Origin of the sequence: Nonomuraea terrae (genome assembly GCF_004348995.1) — a bacterium.
Taxonomy (GTDB): domain Bacteria; phylum Actinomycetota; class Actinomycetes; order Streptosporangiales; family Streptosporangiaceae; genus Nonomuraea; species Nonomuraea terrae.
Window position 1 is genome coordinate 1 of the sequence record NZ_SMKQ01000296.1, and the last position, 7,942, is coordinate 7,942.

A 7,942-nucleotide genomic window follows, 5' to 3' on the forward strand; every position below is an offset into this window, starting at 1 on the left:
GGGTTGGTGCCGAAACCGAAGGCGCCGAGCAGGAACACCAGCGGTACGGCGAGCACGGCGAGGTGCGCCGAGGCCCCCAGCGCGGCCGAGGTCAGCACGAGCCCGGCCACCCCGGCGACCATGACGGCGAACGGCCGGGCGTCGGCGATCCGGCCGCTGAAGGTGATGCCGATCAGCGCCCCCACCCCGTACAGCGCGAGGACGGCCGGCACCCAGGCGGCGTCCAGGCCGGTCACCGCGGCCAGCAGCGGGCTCAGGTAGCTGAAGGAGGCCAGCAGCGCGCTCGTGGTCAGCGCGGTGGTGCCGTACGCGAGCCAGAGCGGCGGCCGGGCCATGGCGCGCAGCTGGGCCGGCACGCTCGGCGCGGCCGCGGCCCCCGGCCGGCCGCCGGGGACGGTGGCCAGCACACCCACGCCGGCCAGCACCGATAGCCCGGCGACCAGCCAGAACGCCGCCCGCCAGCCGAGGTGCTGGCCGATGACCGTGCCCCCGGACAGGCCGATCACCGAGGCGACGGTCAGCCCGCCGGCCAGCACGCTCATCGCCTTGGCCCGGGAGTTCGCCGGCACCAGCCCGACCGCGGTGCCGGCCGCCACCGCCCAGAAGCCGGCGTAGACGAACGCGCCCGCGACGCGGGTGGCGAACAACAGGGCGTAGCTGGAGGTGAGCGCGCCCGCGACGTGCGTCAGCGCGAACAGTCCCAGGAACACCGTCAGCACCGTACGACGCGGCATCCGCAGCGTGGCGACGGCCAGCACCGGCGCCCCCACCAGCATGCCGATCGCGAACGCCGAGATCAGCAGCCCCGCGTCCGGCACCGACACTCCGAGATCGGCGGCCATCTCGGGCAGCAGCCCGGCCGGCATGAGCTCGGAGGTGCCCTGGGCGAAGATCGCAAGACCCAGGATGTAGACCGCCAACGGCATGGCGGACCCCTTTCTAGTTTTGGATAGATCAGTACAAAATTAGGGCACGAAAAAATCAGAAGACGCCCAGCGTGATGTTCGCGATCGACTCGAGGGCGGCCCGGTCGGCGCCGCCGCGCGCGCTCACGCGCAGGCCGCCGACGGCAGCGCTGACGAAGCGCGCCAGCGCGAGCGGGTCCTTGTCAGGGCCGAGCTCGCCCCGGGCGCGGGCGCGCTCCAGAGCCGCCCGCATGATCTCGACCCGCCGCTCGCCGTCGCGCCGCACCAACTCGGCGATCTCGCTGTCGCGCGGGCCCAGCTCGACCGCCGTGTTGACGACCAGGCAGCCGGGCGGGTCGGCGGGGTCGGAGTCGACCGCCCACCACAACACCGTGCGCACCTTCTCACGGATCGGCAGGTCGCCCTCCATCACCTCGGCGAGGCGGGCGTTGCGCTGCTCGGTGTAGCGGCGCAACGACTTGAGGAACAGCTCGCGCTTGCCGACGAAGGTGTTGTAGATGCTGCTGCGCCCGAGCCCGGTGGCCGCGCACAGGTCCTGTGTCGAGGTGGCCTCGTAGCCCGCGTTCCAGAACGCGCGCATGGCCGCCTCGAGCGCATGGTCCTCTTCGAACGTCCGCGGTCGTGCCATGCCGTCACGCTACCGTTTTGGAACGATCGGTGCAATTTAGTCGATCCGCTGGAAGGTGTCGAGGAACACCTTGCGCGTCTCCGCCTGGTCGTCCCACTTCAGCTCCGGCAGGTCGAACGTGATCGTGAACGCGGCGTCGTCCATGGTGACGTACCTGACGAGCGCGTGCATGGGTACGCCGCTGGCGGTGGTGTAGGTGTACTCCCAGTCGGCGGCCTTGTTGCCCCGGTATTCGACGGCCTGCAGCTGCACCTGGATGTAGCCCTCCAGACCGCCCTCGGCCTCCTTCTTGGTCAGCGCAGTCACGCCGCCGTCGGACTGCGGCGTGGCCTTCTCGACCATGATCCGCATGCCGGAGTCCTTCGGCCCGTCGAACGTCGTCACGTCGCCGGACTCCGCCGGCGTCCAGTCGTCCGGCAGCGCCGCGGCGAACCCTGGCCCGGTGTGCTCCTTGTAGCCCTCGGGCACCGCGGACGGCTCCGTCTGAGCCGTGGCGGTCTCGGAGGTCGTGCCGGAGGTGAGGTTCGCGCCCGGGGCAGCTTCCTCCGAGCCGCCGACCAGTACGAAGATCACGACGCCGGCGGTGACGGCCAACGCGGCCAGCGCGCTGACGATCATGATGGGCTTGGGCCGCCCCTCGCGAGCCCAGAAGCCGTCGTCCTCGTCCGCCCGGCGCCGGCTCCTGCCCGTGCGCGGCGCGGCGTCCGGCAGCGAGGTCAGCCGGCTGCCGGTCGTCGCCTGCGAGTCGCGCGGGTTGCGCGAGTCGCGGGACAGGTCGCGGGACTGCTCGCGCAGGGCGTCGGGCGTGGCCAGCGGCCACGGGGTCGCGCCCGAGGTACGGCTGTCGGAGGTCAGCGGGAGGATCGGCTGGGGCCGCGGGCCGGAGCCGTCGAGGTCGTCGCCGAGGTCGCGCGCGGTCGGCGCGCCCAGCGGCGGCTGCGGGCCCGACGAGCTGACCAGCGAGTCGTACACCCGGGGCGGCTGCCCCGAGCGGTGCCCGCCGGACGTGCTCCCCGGCGGCTCGGACGGCATCCGGTAACCGCCGGACGTGCTTCCCTGCCGGTCGGACGGCATCGGGTAACCGCCGGACGTGCTTCCCTGCCGGTCGGACGGCATCGGGTAACCGCCGGACGTGCTTCCCTGCCGGTCGGACGGCATCGGGTAACCGCCCGACGTGCTTTCAGACCGGTCGGAGGGCATCGGGAAGCCGCCGGACGCGTTCCCCGGCCGCTGTGCCGGCATCGTGTACGAGCCCGAGTCGTACGGCACCCGCACCGGCCCAGACGGCGTCTCCACGATCCGCGAGGGCATCGGCCCCGACGGGGTCTCCAGCGGCGGCAGCAGCCCGGCGGGCGTCGGGTCGGAGCGGCTGGGCAGCGTCTCGGGCGTGCGCGGCCGGGCGGAGCCGTGCGCGCGCAGCACGTCCTCCAGCATCTTGACGGTCTGCTCGGACGTCAGCCGCTCGGCCGGGTTCTTGCGCAGCAGGCCCTCGATGACCGGAAGTAACGCGCCGGCCCGCTGCGGCCTGATCGGATCCTGGGTGACCACCGCGCCGAGCACCGCGACCGGGTCCGGCCCCTCGTACGGCGGCCGCCCCTCGACGGCGGCGTACAGCGTGGCCCCGAACGACCACAGGTCGGCCGCCTGCGTGATCTGCTGCCCGGACAGCCGCTCCGGCGGGATGTACGCGGGCGACCCCATGAGCAGGCCGGTCTGCGTGATGTTCACGTCGCCCTCTATGGCCGCGATGCCGAAGTCGGTCAGCACCACCCGGTCGGCCGTCAGCAGCACGTTGCCGGGCTTGACGTCGCGGTGCAGGATGCCGGCCGCGTGCGCGTGCCGCAGCGCGTCGATCACCCGGATGCCGATCTCGGCGGCCTGCACCACGGGCAGCGGCCCGCTCTGGCGCACGGCCTGCTCCAGCGACCAGGCGCGGACCAGCTCCATCACGATCCACGGGCGGCCGTCCTCCTCGACCACGTCGTGGACGGTCACGATGCCCGGGTGCTGCAGCCGCGCGGCCGAGCGCGCCTCGCGCAGCATCCGCCGGTGCGCCACCTGCATGCCCGCGTGGTCGAGCCCGTACGGGAGCATCAGCTCCTTCACCGCCACGTCGCGGTCGAGCAGCACGTCGTGCGCCTGCCAGACCATCCCCATGCCGCCCCGGCCGACGGGCGACATCAGCCGGTAGCGCCTGCCTACCAGGCGTCCCTGGCCCTGCGGCGCGCCCCCGCCGCCGCCCTCGGGGCCGGTCCCGCTGAGCAAGCGGTCGGCTGCCATGTATCCGCCCCCATCTACCTCATCCGTCACGTGCGTCTACGCGCTACTTGCAGATTATGAGGTTCGTTACGATATCGGCGGTTAATCGGGAAGGGAAGCTGGAGTCCGCTTTCTACTGGCTTGACCTGGTGTTATCAGCCTATTCAGAATTGATCGCTTACTGATTGCGCCAATGTGAGCAATGCGCTCGTGAACGCCTCGACCGGCGGCTTGACCAGGCCCGCTCCGACCTGGCCCGTCCCAGCCACGCGCCCCGCGATGCCGGTGTTGACCACGGGAAGCAGGCCCGTTCTGGCGACGAGAGCGACGTCGATCCCGACCGGCGTGCCGCGAAATCCCAGGCCCGGAATCTGGTAGGCGGGGTGCTCGGCGAGCGTGATCTCGTACATGGATCGGGTGGCCCGCACCGCGTCGCCCACCTCGCCGCCGACGAACCGCACGATCGCCGGCGCCGCCGCCATCGCGAAGCCGCCGAGGCCCGACGTCTCGGTGATCGTGGAGTCGCCGATGTCGGGGTTGGCGTCGGCGGGACCGTACGAGCCGAGGTAGAGCCCGTCGGGCACGCCCGCGGGGCCGGTGAACCAGCGACCGCCGAGACCCGACACCTGCACGCCGAAGTCGGTGCCGTTGCGCGCCATGGCGACGACCAGTGACGAGCCGGGCTCGTCGCGGGCGGCGTCCGCGCTGACCTTGGCCGCGGCCATGCCGGCGTTGAGGAAGAAGTGGTCGTTGCCGTCGATGAAGCGCAGCACCGAGGCCGCGTGCTCGGAGGCGGTCTCCACCAGCGCGGGCGCCAGCACCCGCAGCAGCAGCGAGGTGGCCGCGCGGTTGCGGTTGTGCAGCTCGTCGCCCATCTGCAGGGCCTGCGCCATCAGCGCCCGCAGGTCGATCGGGCCCGTGCGCTCCAGCGCCGCCGCCAGGGCCGGGCCGAGCACCTCGTCCATCCAGCGCAGCCGCTCCAGCACCTGCGGCCCGTACGCGCCGTACCGCAGGACCTTGCCCAGGCCCTCGTTCAAGGAGCAGTACGCGGTGCCGCCGTGCTCGGCGTCGTTCACCTCGAACAGCCACATCGACGGGCTCACCACACCCGCCATCGGGCCGACCGCGGCGTGCTCGTGACAGGGAGCCAGCTCGACCGCGCCCGCGGCCAGCCGATCGCCGGCCTCGCGCTCGTCGCCTGCCAGGCCCTCCAGCAGCATCGCGCCGACCAGCGCGCCGCGCATCGGCCCGGAGGCGCGCTCCCAGGTGATGGGCGGGCCCGCGTGCAGGAACGTCCCCGCCGGCAGCACCTCCGAGGCCCGGCGGACACCCGCCAGGTGCGGGCGGGCCGACAGCAGCCGGCCCACCGCCCGTTCGTTGGCCGCCTGGCGGCGCGGGTCGGCGAGCACCGTGGCCAGGGCCTCGGCGGTGCCGGGCAGCGGCGGCCGCCAGTCGACCGTCGTCGTGCGGACGGCCTGCGCGCGCAGCGCCTCGTCCAGCAGGCCCGCCCCCACGGTGATCACGTGCGGCGGCGCGTCGAGCAGAGCGGCCCGGGGGCGTGGCGTCACAGCAGGCTCCTGGCGTGGCGGGCGGCCTGGGCGTTGGAGGTGAAGACCGCCGCGCCCGCCTCGCGGAAGGCGGCGGCCTGGCGGTGCAGGTCCTGCGGGTCGCCGTCGGTGCCGATCAGGGCGACGACGACGGTCGCCGGCGTGCGGGCGACGGCGTGGGCCAGCGAGGCGGCCGGGTCGGGGTCGGCTCCGTGGCCGAGGACGACGTCCATGAGCACCACGTCGGTCTCCGCGGCCCCGGCCAGCGCCTCCACGCGCAACGTCGGGTCGATCATCGGGTGCGCGCGTCCGCGGGTGTAGGCGTCGTCGCCGTAGTCCACGATGTCGCGGGAGCCGGTGATCAGGGCGGCCTCGGTGGCGAGCGTGCCGCCGGAGTACACGCCCGTGATCCGCTCGGCGGACGGGCGCGCGCGGTGCCAGGCGGGCCAGGACGGCCACTCAGGGACCGACCTGCCCAGCAGCCGCAGCGCCTGCTCGGCCGCCTCGGTCAGGTCGGGCCCGCCCTCGCGCAGCATCGCCGGCACGACCGGCGTGCGCAGCGGCAGCTCGCGCACCGCCCGCGCCACCTCGGGGGCGGGCGGCTTGGAGACGAGCACGATCAGCTCGGTGGCGGGGTCGTCGTCCAGCATGCGCAGCGCCCGCATCGTGGACAGGCCGCCGACCTCGGCCGACAGGTCACGCCCGCCCACGCCGAGCACATGGCTGACGCCGACGCCCGCCCGGTCGAGCAGGCACGTCACCTGCTGGGCGCCGGTGCCGGAGGCGGCCACCACGCCGGCGGGGCCGGGGGTGAGCACGTTCGCGAAGCCCAGGCCGGCTCCCGCGATGACGGCGGTGCCGCAGTCGGGGCCCATGACGAGCACGTCCCTGGTCTCGGCCAGCTCCTTCAGCTGCCGTTCCCGTTCCACGGGGACGCCGTCGCTGAAGATCATCACCGGCAGCCCGGCCTCGACGGCGTCGTACGCCTCCAGGAACGCGTACTCGCCGGGGGTCGAGACGAGCACGAGGCCGGCGTCGACCGCGGCGGCGGCCGAGCGGGTGGTGAGCGGGGGCTGCTCCTGCGCCGCGGCCTGCGGCCGGTGGGCGGTGGCGAGCCGGCGTTCGGCCTCCTCGACGGCGGCGCCGGGGTCGTGCGCGCGCACCGCGACGAGGAGGTCGCCGGGGCCGGCCTCCGGGACGGTGAAGCCCAGCTCGCGCAGGATGGTGACGTTGAGCTCGGTGGCCATCGCGACCATGGCCGCCTCCACGCCGGGCAGGTCGGACAGGGCGCGGCTGACCCGCATGAGCGCGACCGAGTCGTGGTACGCCCCCCGCCGCACCACCACGGCCGCCGGGGTGTCGCTCATGGCATCCCTCCCGATGCCGTCGCCGGGGCACCGCTCATGGTGGTCCTCTCAGGCGATTCCAGGCCGATCGTCGCGTTCGGCTCGCGTGATTCCAGGTCGACCGTCGCGTTCGGCTCGGGCGGCTGCGTGCCGCTCAGGGCGAGGATCGCCGTGACGCCGATGGCGATGCCGTGGGCCAGGTCCGAGCCGGAGGTGTGGCCGAGCCGGTGCAGGCGGCGCAGCGCCGGCCGCAGGGCCTGCCGGCCGGCGAGGCCGCGCAGCACCGCGGTCACCTCCGGGCTGGCCGCGCCGTGCGCCGCGCAGTGCAGCAGAGTGGCCGAGATCGGCGTCGTACGGGTGCGCGCGTCGTACGTGACGGTCGCCGCGAGCCACCCCGCAAGCCGCACCGCTCGCTCCGCCCCCGTCGCCGTGCCCAGGTGCCGCAGGGTCACGAGCAGCCCGGCCAGCACGTCGTCGCCGCTCGGTGTCAGCCCGGGCCCGAGGCCGACGAGCTGCTCGGCCGCCGTCACCGCGCCCAGCAGCCAGCCGTCCGCGCAGCTGCTCGCGAGCAGCCCGACCGTGCCGTTCCCGGCCAGCCCCGGGTTCGGCGGGTCGTCCAGCAGGGCGGCGGCGCCGGCGAGAGTGGCCGCGTCGAGCGGCCCCAGCGGCGGCGCGGGGTCCCACCAGCGGCGTACGCCGAGGGTCAGCGGCCCCAGCTCGATCACCCGGTCGCCCACCGAGGCGTCGTCGCCCACCGTGACAGGCGGCAGGTGCGCTGCCAGCAGCACGGAGTTGGGCAGCCGGACGGCCTCGCCCGTGATGACGGCGATCACCGAGGGCTCCAGGTCGGTCCTGACCTCCAGGTACACCCCTTGCGGGAAGACCGCGAGCACGCGGGCCGGACGGCGCTGCGCCTCCAGGACGGGTCGTACCGCCACGCTGGCCGCGCCCGTGACGCGGACGCGGGCACGCCGCGCATGAGTACCGACGGTCAACGGACCTCCCCAACCGACCTTGGACCTGACCGTAGAACGGTCCGCGAACCCTCCGTACGGAGAAATTTGCCAACAGTCAGCGGGAAGGTTGGCTCTTCCTGACAGACGGCTTCGGCGTCACAATCAGCCCATGGAGCCCCCCATCCGCCTCTCCAGCACCGGCACGATCATCCACGGCGTGTCCGTCGGAGAGGTGCTCGGCGTGTCGTCGCTCGCGCACGCCCGGCTGATCGCGGGGGAG

At 73.9% G+C, this 7,942-nt stretch carries 6 protein-coding genes; all 6 read right to left on the bottom strand.

Annotated features, from left to right (window positions below):
- The coding region (locus E1286_RS44055; protein WP_132622879.1) for an MFS transporter at positions 1–926 on the bottom strand (926 nt) is incomplete at its 3' end.
- A 55-nt stretch (positions 927–981) separates the two neighbouring features.
- A complete protein-coding gene (locus tag E1286_RS44060) occupies positions 982–1,554 on the bottom strand; it encodes a TetR/AcrR family transcriptional regulator (RefSeq protein WP_132622881.1) in 573 nt (190 codons plus the stop codon).
- 36 nt (positions 1,555–1,590) lie between these two features.
- Positions 1,591–3,834 carry a serine/threonine-protein kinase gene (locus tag E1286_RS44065; RefSeq protein ID WP_132622883.1) on the bottom strand — a complete coding sequence of 748 codons (2,244 nt, stop codon included), beginning with the start codon at positions 3,832–3,834 and terminating at the stop codon, positions 1,591–1,593.
- 143 nt (positions 3,835–3,977) lie between these two features.
- Entirely contained in the window at positions 3,978–5,381 is a 1,404-nt protein-coding gene (locus E1286_RS44070) for a YlbE family protein (protein WP_132622885.1), read from the bottom strand.
- Positions 5,378–6,727, bottom strand: coding sequence for an AllF/FdrA family protein (locus E1286_RS44075; RefSeq protein WP_132622887.1), 1,350 nt, complete (start codon positions 6,725–6,727; stop codon positions 5,378–5,380). Before E1286_RS44075 ends, E1286_RS44070 begins: the two co-directional genes overlap by 4 nt.
- Positions 6,724–7,701, bottom strand: a complete 978-nt coding sequence (locus tag E1286_RS44080; protein ID WP_132622889.1) for an oxamate carbamoyltransferase subunit AllH family protein — start codon at positions 7,699–7,701, stop codon at positions 6,724–6,726. Before E1286_RS44080 ends, E1286_RS44075 begins: the two co-directional genes overlap by 4 nt.
- Positions 7,702–7,942: the final 241 nt, after the last annotated feature.